Source organism: Streptomyces sp. NRRL S-244 (assembly GCF_000717915.1).
In the GTDB taxonomy this organism is placed as follows: domain Bacteria; phylum Actinomycetota; class Actinomycetes; order Streptomycetales; family Streptomycetaceae; genus Streptomyces.
Genome location: NZ_JOCX01000004.1, coordinates 18,952 through 40,024 on the forward strand (window position 1 = coordinate 18,952; position 21,073 = coordinate 40,024).

At 74.0% G+C, this 21,073-nt stretch carries 19 protein-coding genes; 8 read left to right on the forward strand and 11 right to left on the reverse strand.

Annotated elements, in window-relative coordinates:
• Positions 1–4: 4 nt before the first annotated feature.
• The 3 genes from IF02_RS0106165 to IF02_RS0106175 all read right to left on the reverse strand — a co-directional run bounded on the left by IF02_RS0106165 (position 5) and on the right by IF02_RS0106175 (position 6,365).
• Positions 5–817 (reverse strand): Fpg/Nei family DNA glycosylase, encoded by an 813-nt coding sequence (locus tag IF02_RS0106165; protein ID WP_030154237.1) that lies wholly within the window; start codon positions 815–817, stop codon positions 5–7.
• Between the two features lie 91 nt (positions 818–908).
• A complete protein-coding gene (locus tag IF02_RS0106170; protein ID WP_051695892.1) occupies positions 909–1,592 on the reverse strand; it encodes a hypothetical protein in 684 nt (227 codons plus the stop codon).
• Between the two features lie 183 nt (positions 1,593–1,775).
• Positions 1,776–6,365: an ATP-dependent helicase gene (locus tag IF02_RS0106175; RefSeq protein WP_030154239.1), complete on the reverse strand. Its 4,590-nt coding sequence runs from the start codon at positions 6,363–6,365 to the stop codon at positions 1,776–1,778.
• A gap of 97 nt (positions 6,366–6,462) precedes the next feature.
• On the opposite strand from IF02_RS0106175, the gene IF02_RS0106180 reads away from it, so the two are divergent.
• The 3 genes from IF02_RS0106180 to IF02_RS0106190 all read left to right on the forward strand — a co-directional run bounded on the left by IF02_RS0106180 (position 6,463) and on the right by IF02_RS0106190 (position 8,440).
• The gene (locus IF02_RS0106180) at positions 6,463–7,362 is read left to right on the forward strand and encodes a helix-turn-helix transcriptional regulator (RefSeq protein WP_078621918.1); all 900 of its coding nucleotides are present in this window, start codon (positions 6,463–6,465) and stop codon (positions 7,360–7,362) included.
• 74 nt (positions 7,363–7,436) lie between these two features.
• The gene (locus tag IF02_RS0106185) at positions 7,437–8,135 is read left to right on the forward strand and encodes an AzlC family ABC transporter permease (RefSeq protein ID WP_030154241.1); all 699 of its coding nucleotides are present in this window, start codon (positions 7,437–7,439) and stop codon (positions 8,133–8,135) included.
• The gene (locus IF02_RS0106190; protein ID WP_030154242.1) at positions 8,132–8,440 is read left to right on the forward strand and encodes an AzlD domain-containing protein; all 309 of its coding nucleotides are present in this window, start codon (positions 8,132–8,134) and stop codon (positions 8,438–8,440) included. Before IF02_RS0106185 ends, IF02_RS0106190 begins: the two co-directional genes overlap by 4 nt.
• A gap of 6 nt (positions 8,441–8,446) precedes the next feature.
• Here the strand turns inward: IF02_RS0106190 and IF02_RS0106195 are convergent, their stop codons facing one another.
• Entirely contained in the window at positions 8,447–9,400 is a 954-nt protein-coding gene (locus IF02_RS0106195; RefSeq protein ID WP_030154243.1) for a hypothetical protein, read from the reverse strand.
• 82 nt (positions 9,401–9,482) lie between these two features.
• On the opposite strand from IF02_RS0106195, the gene IF02_RS0106200 reads away from it, so the two are divergent.
• Together IF02_RS0106200 and IF02_RS0106205 are read left to right on the forward strand one after the other, a co-directional pair.
• A complete protein-coding gene (locus IF02_RS0106200; protein WP_030154244.1) occupies positions 9,483–9,677 on the forward strand; it encodes a DUF3046 domain-containing protein in 195 nt (64 codons plus the stop codon).
• A 195-nt stretch (positions 9,678–9,872) separates the two neighbouring features.
• On the forward strand, positions 9,873–10,982 hold the full coding sequence (locus IF02_RS0106205; protein WP_106977234.1) for an AI-2E family transporter: 1,110 nt from the start codon (positions 9,873–9,875) through the stop codon (positions 10,980–10,982).
• Here IF02_RS0106205 and IF02_RS0106210 read toward each other — a convergent pair.
• Positions 10,921–11,691 carry a Clp protease N-terminal domain-containing protein gene (locus IF02_RS0106210; RefSeq protein ID WP_030154246.1) on the reverse strand — a complete coding sequence of 257 codons (771 nt, stop codon included), beginning with the start codon at positions 11,689–11,691 and terminating at the stop codon, positions 10,921–10,923. The two genes, IF02_RS0106205 and IF02_RS0106210, sit on opposite strands and share 62 nt — an antisense overlap.
• Before the next feature lie 203 nt (positions 11,692–11,894).
• Here IF02_RS0106210 and recA point away from each other — a divergent pair, with 203 nt between their 5' ends.
• The 3 genes from recA (at position 11,895) to IF02_RS0106225 (ending at position 16,362) form a co-directional block, all read left to right on the forward strand.
• A complete protein-coding gene (gene recA, locus IF02_RS0106215; RefSeq protein ID WP_030154247.1) occupies positions 11,895–13,004 on the forward strand; it encodes a recombinase RecA in 1,110 nt (369 codons plus the stop codon).
• Between the two features lie 3 nt (positions 13,005–13,007).
• Complete coding sequence (gene recX, locus IF02_RS0106220; RefSeq protein ID WP_078621920.1) at positions 13,008–13,661, forward strand: recombination regulator RecX; 654 nt, start codon at positions 13,008–13,010, stop codon at positions 13,659–13,661.
• A 139-nt stretch (positions 13,662–13,800) separates the two neighbouring features.
• Entirely contained in the window at positions 13,801–16,362 is a 2,562-nt protein-coding gene (locus IF02_RS0106225; protein ID WP_030154249.1) for an FtsX-like permease family protein, read from the forward strand.
• A 132-nt stretch (positions 16,363–16,494) separates the two neighbouring features.
• Here IF02_RS0106225 and IF02_RS0106230 read toward each other — a convergent pair whose 3' ends face one another.
• The 6 genes from IF02_RS0106230 to IF02_RS0106250 form a co-directional block, all read right to left on the reverse strand.
• Positions 16,495–16,899, reverse strand: coding sequence for a rhodanese-like domain-containing protein (locus IF02_RS0106230; RefSeq protein ID WP_030154250.1), 405 nt, complete (start codon positions 16,897–16,899; stop codon positions 16,495–16,497).
• Positions 16,890–17,459: a cysteine dioxygenase gene (locus IF02_RS0106235; RefSeq protein ID WP_030154251.1), complete on the reverse strand. Its 570-nt coding sequence runs from the start codon at positions 17,457–17,459 to the stop codon at positions 16,890–16,892. Before IF02_RS0106235 ends, IF02_RS0106230 begins: the two co-directional genes overlap by 10 nt.
• 60 nt (positions 17,460–17,519) lie before the next feature.
• Positions 17,520–17,606 (reverse strand): putative leader peptide, encoded by an 87-nt coding sequence (locus tag IF02_RS36190; RefSeq protein WP_311318651.1) that lies wholly within the window; start codon positions 17,604–17,606, stop codon positions 17,520–17,522.
• A gap of 33 nt (positions 17,607–17,639) precedes the next feature.
• The gene (locus tag IF02_RS0106240) at positions 17,640–19,244 is read right to left on the reverse strand and encodes an FAD-dependent oxidoreductase (RefSeq protein ID WP_051695898.1); all 1,605 of its coding nucleotides are present in this window, start codon (positions 19,242–19,244) and stop codon (positions 17,640–17,642) included.
• Between the two features lie 181 nt (positions 19,245–19,425).
• Positions 19,426–20,319, reverse strand: a complete 894-nt coding sequence (locus tag IF02_RS0106245) for an amino acid ABC transporter permease (protein ID WP_030154253.1) — start codon at positions 20,317–20,319, stop codon at positions 19,426–19,428.
• Positions 20,316–20,990, reverse strand: a complete 675-nt coding sequence (locus IF02_RS0106250) for an amino acid ABC transporter permease (protein ID WP_030154254.1) — start codon at positions 20,988–20,990, stop codon at positions 20,316–20,318. Before IF02_RS0106250 ends, IF02_RS0106245 begins: the two co-directional genes overlap by 4 nt.
• Between the last annotated feature and the right edge of the window lie 83 nt (positions 20,991–21,073).

The window sequence follows — 21,073 nt, forward strand, 5'->3', positions numbered from 1 at the left end:
TCAACTAGGTGGAGGGGATCGGAGGGGTCGGGCCCGATTGGCAGCGGGGGCACCAGTACGTCGGGCGGTCGTCCTGCGGGGCCTCGCGGACGGAGGTGCCGCAGCGCAGGCAGGGGCGGCGGGCGCGGCCGTACACGAAGAGCTCCTGGCCGCGGCGGCGGCTGCCGGTGGTGTTGCGGATCGCGCTGTCGCCGGTGTTGGCGCGCAGCAGGCGGTGGGCGGCGCCTGCCAGGCGGACGGCGGTGGTCCCCGGGTCGGGGAGGCCGCCGACCGGGGTCCAGGGGGTGACCTGGGCGAGGAAGCAGAGCTCGGACTTGTAGATGTTGCCGATGCCGGCCAGGTTGCGCTGGTCGAGCAGGGCCTCGCCGAGCGGGCGCCCGGGGGCGGCGAGGAGGTTGGCGGCGGCCTTCTCCGCGTCCCAGTCGGGGCCGAGGAGGTCGGGTCCCAGGTGGCCGACGGCCCGGTCCTCCTCGGAGGTGCGCAGCAGCTCGACGACGGGGAGGCGGTAGCCGACGGCCGCGTGCCCGGCGGTGGCGAGGACGGCGCGGATCTCGTACGCGGGGCCGCCGTGCCACTTCTCCTGCGCGGCGAAGACCCGCCAGGCGCCGTCCATGCCGAGGTGCGTGTGGAGGGTGAGGCCGCCCTCGAAGCGGGCGAGGAGGTGTTTGCCGCGGGGGGTGACGTCCAGGGTGGTGCGGCCGGTGAGGTCGGCGGTGGCGAAGCGGGGGACGCGCAGGTCGCTGCGGATCAGCTCGTGGCCGGCCAGGGCGGCGTGCAGCCGGGCCGCGGCGCGCCAGACGCTGTCTCCTTCGGGCATGGCGCCATTGTCGCCCCGCGGGGCCGGGACGGCCGGAGCCCCCGCCGCGCCGTGGCGCGGGCGGGGGCCCGGTCGTCGGGAACGGAAGGGCTTACTTCCAGAAGAGGCCCTTGCCGTCGTTCAGGTTGTTGTACGGGTCGCCCCAGTACTCGGCGCCGACCACCTTCGTCTGGGCGGACGGGGCCAGGGCGATGGCGCAGCTGGTCTGCGTCTGGCCGTTGGTGAAGCCCTTCGGCAGCGTCTCGTCCTTGCACTTCTCGAACTTGCCGATGACGGAGACGCCCTGGGCCTCGGAGCCGTCCGGGAGCAGGCCCTTCATGTGGCCGACGGAGGCGTACGAGAGGTCCACGGTGCCGACGTTCTTGACCGAGTAGCGGACGTAGTAGGGGATCATCCCCTTGACCTTGTCGCCCAGCTTGAGGGCGTCCAGGTCGGCCGGCTGGCCCTGCTCGACGGCGGTGACGGTGAGGGCGATGGTGCCGCCCTTGGTGTTGCCGTAGCTGAACGGCACCGTCGCCGTCTCGCCGATCTTGAAGGTCTGGCCGGGCTTCGCCTGGCCCGCCGCGGGAGCCTGGCCGCCGCCGGTGGAGGGGCTGGCCGGGGTGCTGGGCTGCGCGGACTCCTGCCCGGCCTGGCTGGGCTGGGCGGCCGGCGCGCTCGACTGGGCGGGTGCGACCTCTTCGTTGCCGTTCTTGCAGCCGGTGAGGGTCAGGGTGCCGGCAACCGCCAGACCGATGACGCCCGTTGTCGCTCGCCGCATGGTGTTGGTGCTCATTTTCCGGTCCCCCATGAGTGTGTTTTTTTGACGTGGCGTCGTCACGCTTGACGCCTGCGGTGATCTTGATAGTCCAGAAAAGGCCGGGGGTGCCAGTCGAGAGGGGCTTCGTGACGTGCTCAAGACATAAGCGGGACATAAGCGCGATGGTCGAGACCGGAATGCCGGATTCGGCTCCCGGATTCACGAGCGCAGGCGCAGGCCCCTCGGGGTGGCATGGAAGCCGGCGGCCTCCAGTGCCGGGCCCAGCGGCGAGGTCAACGCCGGGGCGGCGTTGATGCGTTCCACCGTGAGCGCCGGGAGCGTGCCGATCCGGGAGGCCGCCGCCAGGGCCGCCGTCGCCGCCGCGAGCCGGGGGTCCTCCGTAGGCGGCCAGGCCAGCAGCGTCTTGCCGCCCCGCTCCAGGTACAGGACGAGCTCGCCGTCGACCAGGACCACCAGCGAGCCCGCCTTGCGGCCCGGCTTGTGCGTGGCCCCGGCCGGGGGTTCCGGCCAGGGCAGGGCCGCCCCGTACGCGTTCGCCGGGTCGGCGGCCGCCAGGACCACCGCCGCCAGCGGGGGCGGGTTCCGCTCGGCCGACCGCAGCCGGTCCACCGCGCCGTCCATCGCGAACTGGGCCGCGCCCAGGCCCTCGACCACATAACCGCGGCGGGCCTGCCCGCTGTCCTCGAAGGCCGACAGGACCCGGTACACCGCGCTGAAGCCGCCCTCCACGCCCTCGGCGGCCACCGCGCCCCGCGTGACCACCCCGTGCCGGTCCAGCAGGGTCCGGGCCAGCGCGTGCGCCCGGTGGGTGGGGTCGGGGGCCCGGGTCGGCAGCAGCGACCAGCGGCCGGAGACCGTGGGCGGGCCCGGGCGGGACACCTGCGCGCCGAGCGTCCCGTACCGGCCGCGCGGGACCGTGCGCCGGGCCCGGTGGGCGGTGGCGCCCGCCGTACGGCCCGAGCCGAGCAGGGACCGCAGCGGCGAGAGCGTGTCGTTGGTGAGCCGGCCCGACCAGGCCAGGTCCCAGACGGCCTCGGACAGTTCGAGGTCGGTGGCCTCGGACCATTTGGCGCGCACGGATTCCGCGAGCTGGCGGAAGAACAGCCCGTACCCGCCGGACAGGGTGTCGAGGATCGACTGGTGAAGGGGCGTCAGCTCCAGCGGGTGCGGCGCAGGCAGCAGCAGCGGGGCCGCGTCCGCCAGGTAGAGCGAGACCCAGCCGTCCTTGCCCGGGAGGGCCCCGGCGCCCGCCCAGACCACCTCGCCGGTGGTGGTGAGCTCGTCCAGCAGGGTCGGCGAGTACCCCGAGACCCGGGAGGGGAGGATCAGCCGCTCCAGCGCCGAGGCCGGCACCGGGGCGCCCTGGAGCTGCTCGATCGCCCGGGCCAGGCCGTCGATGCCGCGCAGGGCCCCGCCCAGGTGCTGCCACTGCGGCAGGAAGGTGGCCAGGGAGGTCGGCGGGACCGGCTCCAGCTCCTGGCGCAGCGCCGCCAGCGAGCGGCGCCGCAGCCTGCGCAGCACGGTCGCGTCGCACCACTCCTGGCCGATGCCGGCCGGGTGGAACTCGCCCTGCACCACCCGGCCCGCCGCCGCGAGCCGGTGCAGGGCGCCGTCGGTCACGGCCGCGCCCAGGCCGAAGCGGGCGGCGACGGACGCGGTGGTGAACGGCCCGTGGGTGCGGGCGTACCGGGCCAGGAGGTCGCCGAGCGGGTCCTTGACCGGCTCGGTGAACGCCTCCGGGACCCCGACCGGGAGCGCCGTGCCCAGCGCGTCGCGCAGCCGGCCCGCGTCCTCGATCGCCGCCCAGTGGTCCGCGCCGCCGATCCGGACCGCGATCGCCCTGCGGGCCCCGGCCAGGGCCTGCGGCCAGGCCGGGTCGGCGCCGCGCTCGGCCAGTTCGGCCGTGGTCAGCGGGCCGAGCAGGCGCAGCAGGTCGGCGACGGACTCGGCGTCCTTGGCCCGCCGGTCCTCCGTCAGCCACTGGAGCTCCCGCTCCAGCTCCTCCAGCACCTCCGCGTCGAGCAGTTCGCGCAGCTCCGCCTGGCCCAGCAGCTCCGCCAGCAGGCGGGAGTCCAGCGAGAGCGCGGCCGCCCTCCGCTCGGCGAGCGGCGAGTCCCCCTCGTACAGGAACTGGGCGACGTACCCGAAGAGCAGCGAGCGGGCGAAGGGGGACGGCTCGGCGGTGGTGACCTCGACCAGGCGGACCCGGCGCGCCTCGACGTCCCCCATCAGCTCCGTCAGACCCGGCACGTCGAAGACGTCCTGGAGGCACTCCCGTACGGCCTCCAGCACGATCGGGAACGAGCCGAACTCCGAGGCCACCTGGAGCAGCTGGGAGGCGCGCTGGCGCTGCTGCCACAGCGGCGTCCGCTTGCCCGGACTGCGGCGCGGCAGCAGCAGGGCGCGCGCCGCGCACTCGCGGAACCGGGAGGCGAAGAGGGCGGAGCCGCCGACCTGGTCGGTGACGATCTGGTTGATCTCCCCGTGGTCGAAGGCGACGTCCGCGGCGCCCAGCGGGGCCTGTTCGTCGTCGAACTCGAAGGCGTGGGTGGCCGAAGGATCGTGGTCGAGGAGGTCCATGGAGAGCAGGTCCGCGTCGGGCAGCCGGAGCACGATCCCGTCGTCGGCATGCATGACCTGCGCGTCCATGCCGTACTTCTCGGCGAGGCGGGCGCCGAGGGCCAGCGCCCAGGGGGCGTGCACCTGCGCGCCGAAGGGGGAGTGGACGACGACCCGCCAGTCACCGAGCTCGTCGCGGAACCGCTCGACCACGATGGTCCGGTCGTCCGGGACGTGGCCGCACGCCTCGCGCTGCTCCGCGAGGTACGAGAGGACGTTCTCCGCGGCCCAGGCGTCAAGGCCGGCCGCCACCAGGCGCAGCCGGGCGTCCTCCTCGGGCAGCCCGCCCAGCTCGCGCAGGAACGCGCCGACCGCGCGGCCCAGTTCGAGCGGGCGGCCCAGCTGGTCGCCCTTCCAGAACGGCAGCCGCCCCGGGACCCCGGGGGCGGGGGAGACCAGGACCCGGTCGCGGGTGATGTCCTCGATCCGCCAGGAGGTGGTGCCCAGCGTGAACACGTCCCCCACGCGGGACTCGTAGACCATCTCCTCGTCGAGCTCGCCGACCCGGCCGCCGCCCTTTTTGGGATCGGCGCCCGCGAGGAACACCCCGAAGAGGCCTCGGTCGGGGATGGTGCCGCCGGAGGTGACCGCGAGGCGCTGCGCGCCGGGCCGGCCCGTGATCGTCCCCGCCACCCGGTCCCAGACGACCCGCGGTCTGAGCTCCGCGAACGCGTCGGACGGATACCGGCCCGCCAGCATGTCCAGCACCGCGGTGAACGCCGACTCCGGCAGCGCCGCGAACGGCGCCGCCCGCCGCACCAGCGCCAGCAGCTCGTCCAGCTGCCAGGTGTCCATCGCGGTCATCGCGACCAGCTGCTGCGCGAGCACGTCCAGCGGGTTCGACGGGATGCGCAGCGACTCGATCGACCCGGTGCGCATCCGCTCGGTGACCACCGCCGCCTGGACCAGGTCCCCGCGGTACTTGGGGAACACCACCCCCGTGGAGACCGCGCCCACCTGGTGCCCGGCCCGGCCCACGCGCTGGAGCCCGGAGGCCACCGAGGGCGGGGACTCCACCTGCACCACCAGGTCCACCGCGCCCATGTCGATGCCCAGTTCCAGACTGGAGGTGGCGACCACCGCGGGCAGCCGGCCCGCCTTCAGGTCCTCCTCCACCAGCGCCCGCTGCTCCTTGGAGACCGAGCCGTGGTGCGCCCGCGCCAGCAGCGGAGGGGCGCCCTGGGCGGCCCCCGACTGGGCCATGATCTGCGCCGGGGGCGAGCCGTCGGGCAGCTTCTCGCCCATGGCGCGCTCGTAGGCGATCTCGTTCAGCCGGTTGCACAGCCGCTCGGCGAGGCGGCGGGAGTTGGCGAACACGATCGTGGAGCGGTGGGCCTGGACCAGATCCGCGATGCGCTCCTCCACATGCGGCCAGATCGAGGGCTTGTCCCCGCCTTCCCGCCCCTCGGTGGCCGGCGAGCCTCCCAACTCGCCCATGTCCTGCACCGGGACGACCACCGACAGGTCGAACTCCTTCGCCGAGGGCGGCTGGACGATCTCGACCTTGCCGCGCGGCGCGAGGTACCGGGCCACCTCGTCCACCGGCCGGACCGTCGCCGACAGCCCGATCCGGCGGGCCGGGCGGGGCAGCAGCTCGTCCAGCCGCTCCAGGGACAGGGCCAGGTGCGCGCCGCGCTTGGTCCCCGCGACCGCGTGCACCTCGTCCAGGATCACCGTCTCGATCCCGGCCAGTGCGTCGCGCGTCGCCGAAGTCAGCATCAGGAACAGCGACTCGGGCGTGGTGATCAGGATGTCCGGCGGCCGGGTGGCCAGCGCCCGCCGCTCCGCCGGCGGGGTGTCCCCGGAGCGGATCCCGACCCGGATCTCCGGCTCGGGCAGGCCCAGGCGGACCGACTCCTGGCGGATCCCGGTCAGCGGGCTGCGCAGGTTCCGCTCGACGTCGACGGCGAGGGCCTTCAGCGGGGACACGTACAGCACGCGGCAGCGCTTCTTCGGCTCGGCCGGCGGCGGGGTGGAGGCCAGCTGGTCGAGGGCGGCGAGGAAGGCGGCCAGGGTCTTGCCGGAGCCGGTCGGCGCCACGACGAGCACGTCGGAGCCCTCCCGGATGGCCCGCCAGGCACCCTCCTGCGCGGAGGTGGGCGACGCGAAGGCCCCCGTGAACCAGGAGCGGGTCGCGGGGGAGAACGCATCGAGCGCGGAGCCGGCCATGCCCCCATCCTGCACCCGGGTACTGACAACGGCCCGGACCTGGGCAAACAGCCGGACCGGGTGGGCCGCCGAATCGGGCGGGGCGCAGAATGGGGGTATGGCTGACGGGGCTGACGGGGCTGACGGGGCTGACGGGGCTGAGAGGGCCGACGGGGCGGTCGAGCGGGAGTGGGCCCGGCACTGGCAGTACGCGGAACTGCCCGGCCTGGACCTCCTGCGCGCCCACTACGTACGCCACACCTTCCCGCGCCACACCCACGACGGGTACGTCATCGCGGCCGTCACCGGCGGCATCGAGGAGGTCGGCCTGCCCGGCGGCACCCTGCGGGCCGGGCCGGGCAGCGTGGTCCTGATCAACCCCGAGGTGCCGCACACCGCGCGCGCCGGTGTCCCGGAGGGCTGGGCGTACGCCACGCTCTACCCCTCCCGGGAGCTGATCGCCGAGGTGGCCGCGGAGATGGCCGGCCTGCGCGGGACCCCCGGCTTCACCGCCGACTCGGTCGCCGATCCGCAGACCTCGTACGTGATCACCGAGGTGCACCGGGCCGCCGAGGAAGGGAACGCGCTGGCCGCCGACACGCTGCTGCGCGCTGCGGTCGCGCGGATGCTGACCCGGCACGCCGGGCCGCTGCCCGCCCGTACGGTCCGCAGCGCCGGCGCGGCGGGCGCCGCGGCGGCCCGGGCGGTGCTCCAGGAGCGGATGGCGCGGCCGCCGTCGCTGGAACAGCTCGCCGCGGAACTGGGGACCAGCCCGTTCGCCCTGCTGCGGGCCTTCCGCGAGCGGTACGGGATGCCGCCGCACACCTGGCTGACGGACGCCCGGGTCCGGCGGGCCCGGGCGCTGCTGGACGCGGGCACGCCACCCGCGGAGGCGGCCGTCGCCGTCGGCTTCACCGACCAGCCCCACCTGAACCGCCACTTCACCCGCATCGTGGGCGTCCCGCCGGGCGCGTACCGCCGCGGGAGGCCGGGCGGTCAGGCCCCGCCCGGGGGCTGAGCCCCCCGCGTGCAAGAACGTACAAGACCCGGTCCGGCCGGGCTGCGTACGGTCGGGGCGTGCGAGAACGACAGATGGTGAGGAACGAGACCCCCGGCGGGGTCGCGGAGCGGCCGCGCGGGGCCGTCGTACGGGACGCGCTCGGGGTCGGGGTGGCCGTCGGGCTGTCCGGGTTCGCCTTCGGGGTGACCGCCGCCGGGGCCGGGATCAGCGTGCTCCAGGCCTGTGTGCTGAGCCTGCTGGTGTTCACCGGGGCCTCGCAGTTCGCGCTGGTCGGAGCGCTGGCCGCGGGCGGGAACCCGTTCACCGCGGCCGCCGGCGCCTTCTTCCTCGGCACGCGGAACGCCTTCTACGGGCTGCGGCTGTCGCAGCTGCTCGCCCTGCCCCGGCCCGTGCGGCCGCTCGCCGCCCACTGGGTGATCGACGAGACCACCGCCGTGGCGCTGGCCCAGCCCGACCGCAGGTCGGCTCGGCTCGGCTTCACCGTGACCGGGCTGAGCCTGTACGTCCTGTGGAACCTCACCACCCTGCTCGGCGCCCTCGGCGCCGAGGCCCTCGGGGACACCTCCGCGTGGGGGCTGGACGCCGCCGGGCCGGCCGTCTTCCTGGCCCTGCTCGCGCCGATGCTGAAGACCGCCACCGAGCGGGCCGTCGCCGCGCTCGCCCTCGTCCTCGGGCTGGGCCTGCTGCCCGTACTGCCCGCCGGGCTTCCGGTGCTCGTCGCCGCCCTCGCCGCCCCCGCGGTCCTCTGGCTGAAGGGACGCCGCTCGTGAACGTCTGGATCGCCATCGCGCTCACCGTCGTCGGCTGCTACGCCGTCAAGCTCGCCGGGCTGCTCGTGCCCGCCGGGGTACTGGAGCGGCCCACCGTGCGCCGTCTCGCCGCGCTGCTGCCGGTCGCGCTGCTCGCCGCGCTCACCGCCCAGCAGACCTTCAGCACCGGGCACGAGCTCGTGCTCGACGCCCGCGCCGCCGGGCTGGCCGCCGCGGGGATCGCACTGCTGCTGCGGGCGCCGTTCCTGCTCGTGGTCGCCGCCGCGGTGGTCGTCACCGCGGGAGTCCGGGCCCTGGGCGGTTAGGGCCCCTCAGAGCGCGCCCGACGGATCGCCGGTCAGGGGGCGGCCGTACGCGCGCAGGGTCAGCAGGGCCTCCAGGGTGGCGATCGGCCGCCGCTCCAGCGAGCTGCCCGGCGCCCACGCGAGGCGCCGCACCGGCCAGCCTCCGTCCTGTTGCTGCCCGGCGGCCAGGAAGTCCAGCGAGCGCCTCAGCTCCTCGTCGGTGAACCAGCCGCGCGCCAGCGACTCCGGCCGCCGGGCGACGTCGTGCGGGAAGAGCTGCTCGCCCGGCGCGCAGCCGGGGAGCGGCGGGTACTCCCGGCGCCGGCGCGGGTCGAGCACGACCAGCCGCTGCTCGCGCACGAGCCGCCCCAGCCGGTCCGCGGCCGCCGCCGCCCGCGCCCGGTCGGGGGCGCCGTCGAGGAAGGCCACCGCGCTCTGGACCTCGTACGGGTCCGTACGGCGCAGGTTCTCGACCCGCTCCCAGCAGAAGTCCGTGGCCCGGAACAGCCACGCGTGCCAGATCCGGTTGCGGTGCAGTACGCCGACCACCGGGCCGGTGGTCAGCAGCTCGCCCGGCGGATCGTCGTACACCGGGTGGTACGGGGCCCCGGGGTAGCCGCGCGGCGCCGGGAGGACCACCGGGAGCGCGCCGTCCGCGGTGGAGACCCGGGTCAGGTGGCGGCAGAGCCGCTCGATGCGCTGCCCGGCGCAGCGGCCGAGACTGTCCAGGACCCGCAGCGCGTGCGCGGTGTGCAGCGGATGGCTGAGCGGACCGCGCAGATCCGGATCGAGGGCGTGGCCGTAGCCGCCGTCGGCGTTGAGGTACGAGCCGAGGGCGGTGTCCACCGCGTCGGCGTCCCCGCCGAGGAAGTGGAAGGCGAACCGCCGCTGCTCCAGGACCCGGGCCGTGAGCCAGAAGAACTGCTCGGCGCGGGCCAGCGGGGTCGGTGGGGTCAGCGAGGAAGCGTCGTCTCCAGGCATGCGTGACACCGTAGGGCGCGCTGCCGCGCGGGCGGGGGGCGAACGACGCCGGTGCACTCTCCCGGGGCGGGATACTGGTGGCATGCGGTTGACGATTTTCTGGGAGCGGATGGCCGAGCACTTCGGCGCGGGCTACGCGGACTCCTTCGCGCGGGACCACGTCATGACGGAGCTCGGCGGACGCACCGTCCACCAGGCGCTGGACGCGGGCTGGGAGGCCAAGGACGTGTGGCGCGCGGTGTGTTCGGCGATGGACGTGCCCGCCTCGCTGCGCTGACGCCGGCGGCCGTTTCCCCGTATGCGGGACGGTTGGGACAGACTGGTCGGCGTGGCAGCCACCGATGAGACGACCGACACGACGAACGAGACGTCGACCGACACCGCCGAGGCGGCCGATCCGGCCGAGCCCGCAGGGTCCGCGGCGCCTCCCGGAGGCGCCGCCGCCGCACCGGCGGCGGGGCCCGGGGCACGGATGCCGCGCTGGCTGCCGCGCGCCGTCGTCCTCGTACTCGCCCTCATCGCCTGCTTCCAGCTCGGCAGCTGGGCCTTCCACCAGCTGACCGGGCTGCTCGTCAACATCCTGATCGCGTTCTTCCTCGCGCTCGCGGTCGAGCCCGCGGTGTCCCGGATGGCGGCCCGCGGCATGCGCCGCGGGCTCGCCACCTTCCTGGTGTTCCTGAGCGTGTTCGTCGCCGGCGCCGGGTTCGTCGTGCTGCTCGGATCGATGCTCGCCGAGCAGATCGTCGACATGGTGGGGGGCTTCCCGGGCTACCTCGACTCGGTGATCGGCACGATCAACACCACCTTCCACACCAAGCTGTCCCGGCTCGCGATCCAGGACAGCCTGCTGCATTCGGACTGGCTCCAGAAGTACGTCCAGAACAGCGCGACCGGTGTGCTCGACGTGTCCGCCACCGTGCTCGGCGGCCTCTTCCGGCTGCTGACGGTCGGGCTCTTCTCCTTCTACTTCGCCGCCGACGGGCCGCGGCTGCGGCGCGCGCTGTGCTCCGTACTGCCCCCTGCGAAGCAGTCGGAGGTGCTGCGCGCCTGGGAGATCGCCGTCGCCAAGACGGGCGGCTACCTCTACTCGCGCGGGCTGATGGCCCTGGTCTCCGGCATCGCCCACTACGTCGTCTTCGCGGTGCTCGACGTGCCGTACGCGCCCGCGCTCGCGGTGTGGGTGGGGCTGGTCTCCCAGTTCATCCCCACCATCGGCACCTACCTGGCGGGCGCGCTGCCCATGCTGATCGCCTTCCCGGACTCGCCCTGGTACGCGCTGTACGTGCTCGGATTCGTGGTGGTCTACCAGCAGTTCGAGAACTACGTGCTGCAGCCGAAGCTGACCTCGAAGACGGTCGACATCCACCCGGCGGTGGCCTTCGGGTCCGTCATCGCGGGCACGGCCCTGCTGGGCGCGGTCGGGGCGCTCATCGCGATCCCGGCCGTCGCCACGCTGCAGGCGTTCCTCGGTGCGTACGTGAAGCGGTACGAGCTGACCGAGCGGGCGGCCGGGGACTCGGCTACCGCGTCTCCCCGGTCTGTTCCCCGGCCGCGTCGACGAAGGCTGCCAGGGCCTCGGTGACGGTCGCCTCGACGACGGCCTTGTCGACGCCGAGGCCGCTGAGCACGCCGTCGCCGTTCTCGAGTTCGAGGAGGGCGAGCAGGACGTGCTCGGTGCCGACGTAGTTGTGGCCCAGCCGCAGCGCCTCGCGGAAGGTGAGCTCCAGGGCCTTCTTGCTGCCGGTGTCGAAGGGGATGAGGTCCGGGATGTCGGCCGAGGGCTCGGGCAGGGCGGCGGTCGCGGCGGCGCGTACGGCGTCGGCGGGGACGTTCTGTGCGCGCAGGGCGAGCGCGGCGAGGCTCTCGGGATCGGCCAGCAGGCCGAGGACGAGGTGCTCGGTGCGGATCTCCTTGCCGCCGGCCGCGCGGGCCTCGCTCTGGGCGGACACCACGACCGTGCGGGCCCGCGGGGTGAACCGGGCGAAGCCCTGGGCGGGGTCGAGGTCGTTGGCGTCGCCCTTGTCGGTCTTGGGGACGAAGCGCTTCTGGGCGGCCTGGCGGGTGACGCCCATGCTGCGGCCGATGTCGGTCCAGGAGGCGCCGGAGCGGCGGGCCTGGTCGACGAAGTGGCCGATGAGGTGGTCGGCGACGTCACCGAGGTGCTCGGCGGCGACGACGGCGCCGCTGAGCTGCTCCAGGGAGTCGGTGTGGACCTTCTTGATGGCCTCGATCAGGTCGTCGAGGCGTACCGGATTGGTCATGCGAACGGGTTCCACTGAAGGGTTCGTCATGGGTGCAACCCTAGGTTGACAGTCGGAGGGGTGTCAACCCCGGGTTGTCAGTTGGGTGTCCGGCGAGCCCGCTTGACAGGGAAATCGAACATCCATTCTGATGAGTTATCCACAGCCGAACCGGGCGTGGAAGCGCATTGTCAGTGGCAGGCGTTAGCGTCAATGGCGTGAAGCGATCGACTCAAGCAAACCGGGTGGAACCCATGGCAGGCACCGACCGCGAGAAGGCTCTCGACGCCGCGCTCGCACAGATTGAACGGCAATTCGGCAAGGGTGCGGTCATGCGCCTCGGCGACAAGCCGAACGACCCCATCGAGGTCATCCCCACCGGGTCGACCGCGCTGGACATCGCCCTCGGCGTCGGCGGGCTGCCCCGCGGCCGTGTGATCGAGGTGTACGGCCCGGAGTCCTCCGGTAAGACGACCCTGACCCTGCACGCCGTGGCCAACGCACAGAAGGCCGGCGGCACCGTCGCCTTCGTGGACGCCGAGCACGCGCTCGACCCCGAGTACGCGAAGGCCCTCGGCGTCGACACCGACAACCTCATCCTGTCGCAGCCGGACACCGGCGAGCAGGCGCTGGAGATCGTGGACATGCTGGTCCGCTCCGGTGCCCTCGACCTGATCGTCATCGACTCCGTCGCCGCGCTCGTGCCGCGCGCGGAGATCGAGGGCGAGATGGGCGACTCGCACGTGGGTCTCCAGGCCCGACTGATGAGCCAGGCGCTCCGGAAGATCACCGGTGCGCTCAACCAGTCCAAGACCACCGCGATCTTCATCAACCAGCTCCGCGAGAAGATCGGTGTGATGTTCGGCTCGCCGGAGACCACCACCGGTGGTCGCGCGCTGAAGTTCTACGCCTCCGTGCGCCTCGACATCCGCCGCATCGAGACCCTCAAGGACGGCACCGACGCGGTCGGCAACCGTACGCGCGTCAAGGTCGTCAAGAACAAGGTCGCGCCGCCGTTCAAGCAGGCCGAGTTCGACATCCTCTACGGCCAGGGCATCAGCCGCGAGGGCGGCCTGATCGACATGGGCGTGGAGCACGGCTTCGTGCGCAAGGCCGGCGCCTGGTACACGTACGAGGGCGACCAGCTCGGCCAGGGCAAGGAGAACGCCCGCAACTTCCTGAAGGACAACCCCGACCTCGCCAACGAGATCGAGCGGAAGATCAAGGAGAAGCTGGGCGTGGGCGTGCGCAAGGACGCCGCCGCCGAGGCGGCCGCCGGTGCGCCTGCGGCCGAGGCCGCGGCCGTGCCCGCCCCCGCGTCGAAGGCCAAGACGTCGGCGAAGGCCGCCGTCGCCAAGAGCTGACCCGTGCGGGAGCAGGAAAGGGGCGGCGGGAGCGGCGGCCGGGAGGGCCGTCGCGAAGGTGGCCGCGAAGGTCGTCGTGAGGGCGGCCGGGAAGGTCGTCGTGAGGGCGGCCGGGAAGGTCGTCAGGAACTGCCGCCCCAGAGTCCCGAGGAGCAGGCACGGGCGATCTGCCTGCGCCTGCTCACCGGGATGCCGCGCACCCGGCGGCAGCTCGCGGACGCCCTGGACAAGCGGGGCATCCCCGAGGAGGTGTCGCAGGAGGTCCTCTCCCGGTTCGAGGAGGTCGGCCTGATCGACGACGCCGCGTTCGCCGGGGCCTGGGTCGAGTCCCGGCACCGCGGCAGGGGCCTCGCCCGCCGGGCGCTCGCGCAGGAGCTGCGCACCAAGGGGGTGCACGCCACCCTCGTCCAAGAGGCCCTGGAACAGCTGGACTCCGACCAGGAGGAGCAGACCGCCCGGGAGCTCGTGGAGCGCAAGCTCCGCGCCACCCGGGGCCTGGAGCGGGACAAGCGGATCCGGCGCCTCGCCGGGATGCTCGCCCGCAAGGGGTACCCCGAGGGCATGGCCCTGCGGGTGGTCCGGCGCGCGCTGGAACAAGAGGGCGTCGACGAGGGCGCGGACGCGGACGACGACGGACCGGGGTATTCGGGGTTCTGAGGTTGCGGCCTCCGCGCCGCGGGGCCGGAGCCGGGGGCAGGGCCCTGGTGTCTCGGCCCGGGGGGTAGGGATAGCCCCCGGGCCGAGACGCCAGGGTGCTTCACTGCCAACCGCCGGGCCCGGCGGCAGAGTTGCCGGCATGATGCTGCGTTACGCCCTCCAGACCGTCAGGGACCGCAAGGCCGGCTTCCTCGGCGCCTTCGTCGCACTGCTGTGTGCGGCCGCCCTCATCACCGCCTGCGGCACGCTCCTGGAAACCGGACTCCGCGGAAAGATCGCCACCGAGCGCTACGCGGCCACCCCGGTCGTCGTCTCCGCCGACCAGAACGTGCACCAGACCACGGTCAAGGCGAAGAAGGGCGATGCGCAGAAGGCCAAGACGAAGCACAAGGCCAAGCCCGTCGCCGAGCGGGCCTGGCTCCCGGCCGCCACCGTGGACACGGTCCGGTCCGTGCCGGGCGTCGAGCGGGCCGTGCCGGAGCTCAGCTTCCAGGCCGTCCCGCTGGTCAAGGCCCCCGGCGGCGCGAAGCCCTCGTACGGGCACGCCTGGACCTCCGCCGCGCTCACCCCCTTCACGCTCGCCGAGGGCCGCGCCCCCCGGGGCGGCGACGAGGTCGTCGTCGACCGCGAACTGGCCGGGCGCGCAGGGCTGAAGCCCGGCGCCCCCCTCACGGTGCAGGCCACCGGTGAGCCGAAGACGTACACCGTGAGCGGGATCGCGCGGACCGCCCGCGGCGATCTCGCCCGGCAGAACGCGCTGTTCTTCGGCGACGCCGAGGCGCAGCGGCTGGCCGCCCGAGACGGCCAGGTCACCACCATCGGGGTACTCCCGGCGCCCGGGACCGACCCCGGCGAGCTGGCCGGGCGCATCCGGCAGGCACTCGCGGGTTCCGTCGGGGGCAGTGGCGCGCAGGTCGCCGCGGGCGACGCACGCGGGCCCGTGGAGTTCCTCGACGCGGCCGGCGCACGCATCAAGCTGGTCTCCATGGGCGGGGCCATGGGCGGCACCTCGCTGCTCGTCGCGATCCTCGTGGTCGTCGGCACCTTCGCCCTCTCCGTCCAGCAGCGCTACCGCGAGCTCGCCCTGCTGCGGGCCATCGCCGCCACGCCCGGGCAGCTGCGCCGCATGATCGGCCGCGAGGCCCTGGTCGTGGGCCTGGCCGCCGGTGTCGCGGGGGCACTGGCCGGACTCCCGCTCGCCGCCTGGCTGCACGGCCGGTTCGTCGCGAGCGGGGTCGTCCCCGCCCACCTGGAGCGCACCGCCGGGATCTTCCCGATGCTCGCCGCCGTCGGCGCGAGCCTGCTCGGAGCCTGGGCCGCGGCCCGGATCACGGGGCGGCGGATCGCCCGGATCCGGCCGGCCGAGGCGCTCGCCGAAGCCGCCGTGGAGCGGGGGCGGCCCGCGTGGATCCGGATCGCGATCGGGGTGCTGCTGCTGGCCGGCGGAGTGGTGCTGGTCGCCGTACTCAGTGCGCTGCGTACCGAGTCGGCGTCGACCCCGGTGACCTTCCTCGCGGTCGTCGTGTTCGCCGGGGCGGTCTCGCTGCTCGGCCCGCTGCTGGTCCGGGGCGCGACCGCGCTGCTCGCCGGGCCGCTGCGGCTGGCCGGCCCGGGCGGGCACCTGGCCACCGCGAACCTGCGCGGCAACGCCACCCGGATGGCCTCCGCCGTCACCCCGCTCGCGCTGCTGATCGGCATGACCTGCACCGTCCTGTTCATCACGCCGACGCTGGGCAACGCCGCCCGGGCGCAGGCCCGCGACGGGGTCCGGGCCGGCTGGGTGCTGGCCGCGCAGGGTCCGGGTGTCACCGGCGGCGCCGCGGAGCGGATCCGCAGGACCCGCGGGGTCACGGCGGCCACCGAGATCGTGCACACGTCCGTACGGGTGGGGCTGACGAAGTACGGCGCGCAGGGGGTCACCCCGGCCGGCCTGACCCGGACCTGGGACCCGGGTGTGACGAGCGGGAGCCTGGACGGCTTCGGCGAGAAGAGCGTGGCGGTCAGCGAACTGGCCGCCGGTCAGCTGGGGCTGAAGCCCGGGAGCCCGCTCCGGCTGGCGCTGGGCGACGGGACCCCGGTCACCCTGACCGTCGCCGCCGTGTACGCGCGGGGGCTGGGCTTCGGCGACCTGACGCTGCCACACGATCTCGTCGCGGCGCACGTGGACAACCCGCTGGCGAGCAGCGTGCTGGTGGCGGCGGAGCCGGGGACCGGGCGGGAGCAGCTGGCCGCGGCGGTCGGCGGGTTCCCGGGGGTCGGGGTGCTGTCGGCGCCGGACGCGGACGAGGCGCGGGCCGAGCGGCAGCAGTCGGGGGCCGAGATCAACCTGCTGGCGATGGGGCTGGTACTGGCCTTCACCGCGATCGCGGTGGTCAACACGCTGGCGATGTCCACGTCGGAGCGGCTGCGGGAGTTCGCGATGCTGAGGCTGGCGGGGGCGAAGCGGCGGCAGGTGCTGCGGATGCTGCGGACGGAGGCGCTGGCGGTGGTGCTGATCGGGGCCGTGCTGGGGTCGGGGATCGCGCTGGCCGTGCTGACCGCGTTCAGCGTGGGGATGACGGGGGCCGCGGCGCCGGCGGTGCTGCCGGTGGTGTACGTGGGGGTGGTGGGTGTGGCGGGGCTGCTGGCGCTCGCCGCGACCGCCCTGCCGGGGCGGGTTGCGCTTCGGGTGCCGCCGGTCGAGGTGGCCACGTCGCGGTAGCGGCCCGCCGCCGTGTGTGGCCCGCCGCCGTGTGTGGCCCGGGGCCGTCCATGGCCCGCCGCCGTCCGTGGCCCGCCGCCGTCCGTGGCCCGGGGCCTCGCCGCCGAAGCGGTGGGGCCCCGGGCCCGGCCCTCAAGCGCCCGACGGGCTCACCGGGAGGCTGGCGGACTTCCAGGCCTGGAAGCCGCCCGTCAGGTCCGTGGCTCTGCGGAGGCCCAGGGCGTGGAGGGAGGCCGCGGCCAGGGTGGAGGCGTAGCCCTCGTTGCAGATCACCACCACCCGGAGGTCGTGCGAGGTGGCTTCGGGGGCGCGGTGGGAGCCCTGGGGGTCCAGGCGCCACTCCAGTTCATTGCGCTCGACCACCAGCGCACCCGGGATCAGGCCGTCCTGCTCGCGCAGCGCCTGGTAGCGGATGTCCACCAGCAGGGCGTCGCCCGCGCGGAACGCCGCGTACGCCTGCGCCGGCTCGATCCGCGCGTACGTGGACCGGACCCGTTCCAGCAGGTCGTCGATGCCGACCGGGGCGCTCACTGCCAGTCCGCCGGGCGCTCGACCTGCTCCAGCCTGAGCACCTGGCCGGTGCGGCTGAAGCGGCGGATCAGGGGCAGCGGCGGGTGGTACGCGTGCACCGACACCGCGTGCTCCGTCTCCGACTCGTTGAGCACCTCGTGGACGTGGTGCTCCCCGAAGGCCCGGCCCGTTCCCGCCCCCAGGCCTCGGCTGCGGTCCAGGTCCGGGGCGAGTTCCAGGCTCCGCCAGCCCTCCGAGGGGAGCCGGACCGCCAGGGAGTGCTCCCTCAGGTGGCCGCGGGCGGTGGCGAACGCGCCCTGGGACTCGGCGTGGTCGTGCCAGCCGGTGCCGGTGCCCGGCGGCCAGCCGATCACCCAGGCCTCACTGCCGCCCGGCCCGTCCAGGCGGATCCAGGTCCGGCCCTCGGGATCGAGGGGGAGGGAGTCGATGACCGCCGGGTCGGCGGCGGTGCGCAGGGCGAAGTCGAGGAGTTCCGCCGCCGTCACCGTACGGGCGGAGGCGCGTACGGGGGCGTGCGGAGGTGCGAGGGGCGCAGTGGATGCACCGGGTGCAAGGGGCGCAGACATGGGGGCGTGACCGTCCTGGGGGTTCGCGAAAGTGCGCGCGGAGCGCGCGGGGGAGGCGAATCAGCAGGAAGGACGACACACGCAGCCCGCGTAGCGGAGCAGGTCCATATGGACCCTCCGCCACAGGCGTACGTCGTTGCCGGTCATGTTCGCGAGTGAAGCACGCGGACCGGAGACCGGTCAATCGATCACGGCTGGATGTGTCGGTGTCGTAGGCGTCGTCGAGGAAGGGCCGAGCGCGGCGCGAGCGCTTTCGGGTGCCCCGCACCGGACCGTGTCCGCCGCCTCGTACAGCTCCGCGGGCCGCACGCCCGCGAAGGTCGCCGCCAGGTGCCCGTCCGGCCTGACCAGCAGGACGGTGTGGGCAGGAGCCCCCGGGTAGCCGTCCGCGACCAGCAGTTCGGTACGGACCGGCAGGGCGCTCACCGCCGCCGCGAGCCGCGGCATCAGCCCGGCGCCCAGCCAGTGCCGCCGGTCCCAGACCCCGGTGCCCGGGGCGACCAGGACCACCAGCAGCCGGCCCCGCCCCAGCAGGTCGCGCAGCGGCACCGTCGACCCGTCGGGCGCGGTCACCGGGACGTTCGCCACGGGGCCGCCCGGATCGGTGTCGGTCGGTACCTCGCGCACGGCCACCGGAGGGGCGTACGAGGGCTCCGCGCCGAGCGGGCCCCGCCCCAGGTGACCGTCGGTGAGCAGGAGTTCGCCGGCGCGGGCGGAGCCCGGCAGCAGGGTCCGCAGCCCGCCCCCGCCGCGGAGCACCGGCATCGACTGGTCGGCGGCGCGCAGCCGGGCCGCGACCGCCGTGCGCCGTTCTTCCTCGTAGCTGTCGAGCAGGGCCTCGGAGGCGCCCTGGTGCCAGGCGAGGGAGAGCTTCCACGCCAGGTTCTCGGCGTCCCGGAGCCCCTCCTCGACCCCCTGCGTGCCGAGCGCGCCCAGCAGGTGGGCGGCGTCCCCGGCGAGGAAGGCCCGGCCGTCGCGCCAGCTCCGGGCCAGCCGGTGGTGCAGCGTGTGGACCCCGGTGTCGAGGAGGTCGTACGGGGGCGTGCTGCCCCCGCACCACCCCGCCAGGCTGTCCCGTACGAGGGTCACCAGCGCATCGGGGGTGACCAGCTCCCCGCGGGCCGGGAGCAGCCAGTCCAGCCGCCACACCCCGTCGGGCAGCGGCCGGGCGGTGGTCTCGTGCGGCGGGTCGCGGTGCAGCAGGGCCTCGCCGGGCCAGGGGAGTTCGGTGCGCAGCGCGGCCACGGCGTGCCGTTCGACGGCGGTGCGGCCCGGGAAGCGGATGCCGAGCAGTTTGCGGACGGTGGAGCGGGCCCCGTCGCAGCCGACCAGGTAACTCCCGCGCCACCACGTGGTTTCGGCGCCCCGGGTGTGCGCGGTGACGCCGCGGCCGTCCTGTTCCAGGGAGTCCAGTTTGCTGTCGGTGACCAGCTGGACCAGCGGATGCGCGCCCGCGGCGTCGCGCAGCCCGCGCGCGAGGGCGTGCTGCGGCACGTGCAGGGGGGCCGGGGCCGGTCCGTCCTCGAAGGTGGTCCGCCGGGTGTCGCGGGCGCGCCGCATGGTGCGCCAGGCGGCGTAGTACGCGCCCTCGTCGCGCAGCGTCGTACAGCCCAGCCGCTGCGCCATGGCGGCGGTGTCGGCGTGCAGGACGACCGTACGGGCCGGCCGGGGCAGGTCCTTGCCGGGTCCCTCGTCGAGCACGACGGTGGGCACGCCCGAGCCGGCCAGGGCCAGCGCCAGGGACAGTCCGACGGGCCCCGCGCCGACGACGATCACCGGGTCCATGATGCGGCTCCCGATGTCCGGTATGTGATCACAGAACGTATGCAACCCACTGGAGGTGCCTGCGTCAAGTGACACCCGGCCCCGCCAACGCCGTGTGGTGCGGCGGATGAGTTCCGCCGCACCACAGGTGTCACACAAGTGTACTGACCGGGCGTCAGGCGCCCGAGCCGGGGGAGAGCCGTCAGGGAGCCTCGCCCACGCCGGCCGCGCCGCCCGCGTCGACCTCGGCCACGTCCCCGGCGACGACAGCGCCGGTGCCCTTCTTCGACTTCCGCAGCCGTCCTTCGAGCCAGGAGGCGAAGGTGGTGAGCGCGAAGTTCACCAAGATGAAGATCAGTGCGATCACGACGAGGGTCGGGATGGTGTTGCTGTAGTTCGCCGAGATCTGCCGGTTCATCGACAGCAGCTCGGCCAGACCCAGTACCGCACCGCCGATCGCGGTGTCCTTGAGGATCACCACGAGCTGGCTGACCAGCGCGGGCAGCATGGCGGTGACGGCCTGCGGGATCAGGACGTGCGCCATGATCTGGCCCTTGCGCATGCCGATCGCCTTGGCCGCGTCGGTCTGGCCGCGGGGCAGCGACTGGATGCCGGCGACGACGATCTCGGCGATGACCGCGGAGTTGTACAGGACCAGGCCGGTGACCACCGCGTACAGCGGCCGCAGCTCGGAGCTGACGGCGCTGTAGCGCACGTACAGCGCGGAGCCGAACAGCATGAGCATCAGCACCGGGATGGCACGGAAGAACTCGACCCAGGCGCCCACGGGGATCCGTACCCACCGGTGGTCGGAGAGTCGGCCGATGCCGAGGAGCGCGCCCAGCGGCAGTGCGATGACCATGGCGATGAGCCCGGCCTTCAGCGTCTCGCCGAGTCCCGGCAGCAGGTACGTCGTCCAGACCTGGTCGTCGGTGACGAACGGGCTCCACTTGTCGGCGTCGAGCTGGCCCTTGTCGGCCATGGCGCCGAGCACCCACCACAGGACCAATCCGACCAGCACGAGGAAGACGGCCGTGTATATCCAGTTGCGCGCCTTGGCCTTGGGGCCCGGGGTGTCGTACAGCACGGAGCTCATCGCTTCACCGCCACTCGCTTGGCCACCCAGCCCAGGAGCAGGCCGGTGGGCAGGGTCAGCACGACGAAGCCGAGGGCGAAGATCCCGAAGACCGCGAAGAGCGCGTCCGCCTCGTTCTCGATCATTTCCTTCATCAGCAGGGCCGCTTCGGCCACGCCGATGGCCGCCGCCACCGTGGTGTTCTTGGTGAGGGCGATCAGTACGTTGGTGAGCGGCGCGATGACCGCCCGGAAGGCCTGGGGGAGCACGATCAGAGTGAGCACCTGGAAGAAGCTCAGGCCCAGCGCTCGGGCGGCTTCGGCCTGACCCACGGGCACCGTGTTGATGCCCGAGCGGATCGCCTCACAGACGAAGGTGCCGGTGTAGGCGATGAAGCCGAGGACCGCGAGCCGGAACCCGATCTCCTTGAACGTGCCGCCGCCGAGCGTGACGCCGAGGGTCTGGTTCAGACCCAGCGAGCAGCCGATGATCAGGACGGTCAGCGGAATGTTGCGCACGATGTCGACGTACGCCGTGCCGAAGGCCCGCATCAGCGGGACCGGGCTGACCCGCATCCCGGCCAGGACGGTGCCCCAGACCAGTGATCCGGCCGCCGAATAGAGGGTGAGCTGAACCGTCACCCAGAAGGCTCCGAGCACGTCGTACTGCCCGGAATCAAGAAAGTCGAACACGTTGCCCTGCGCTCTCCCCAGGATGGCCGGTGAGGGGTGCCGCCGCCCGTAGCAGGCGGGCGGCGGCACCCCTCACCGGGAAA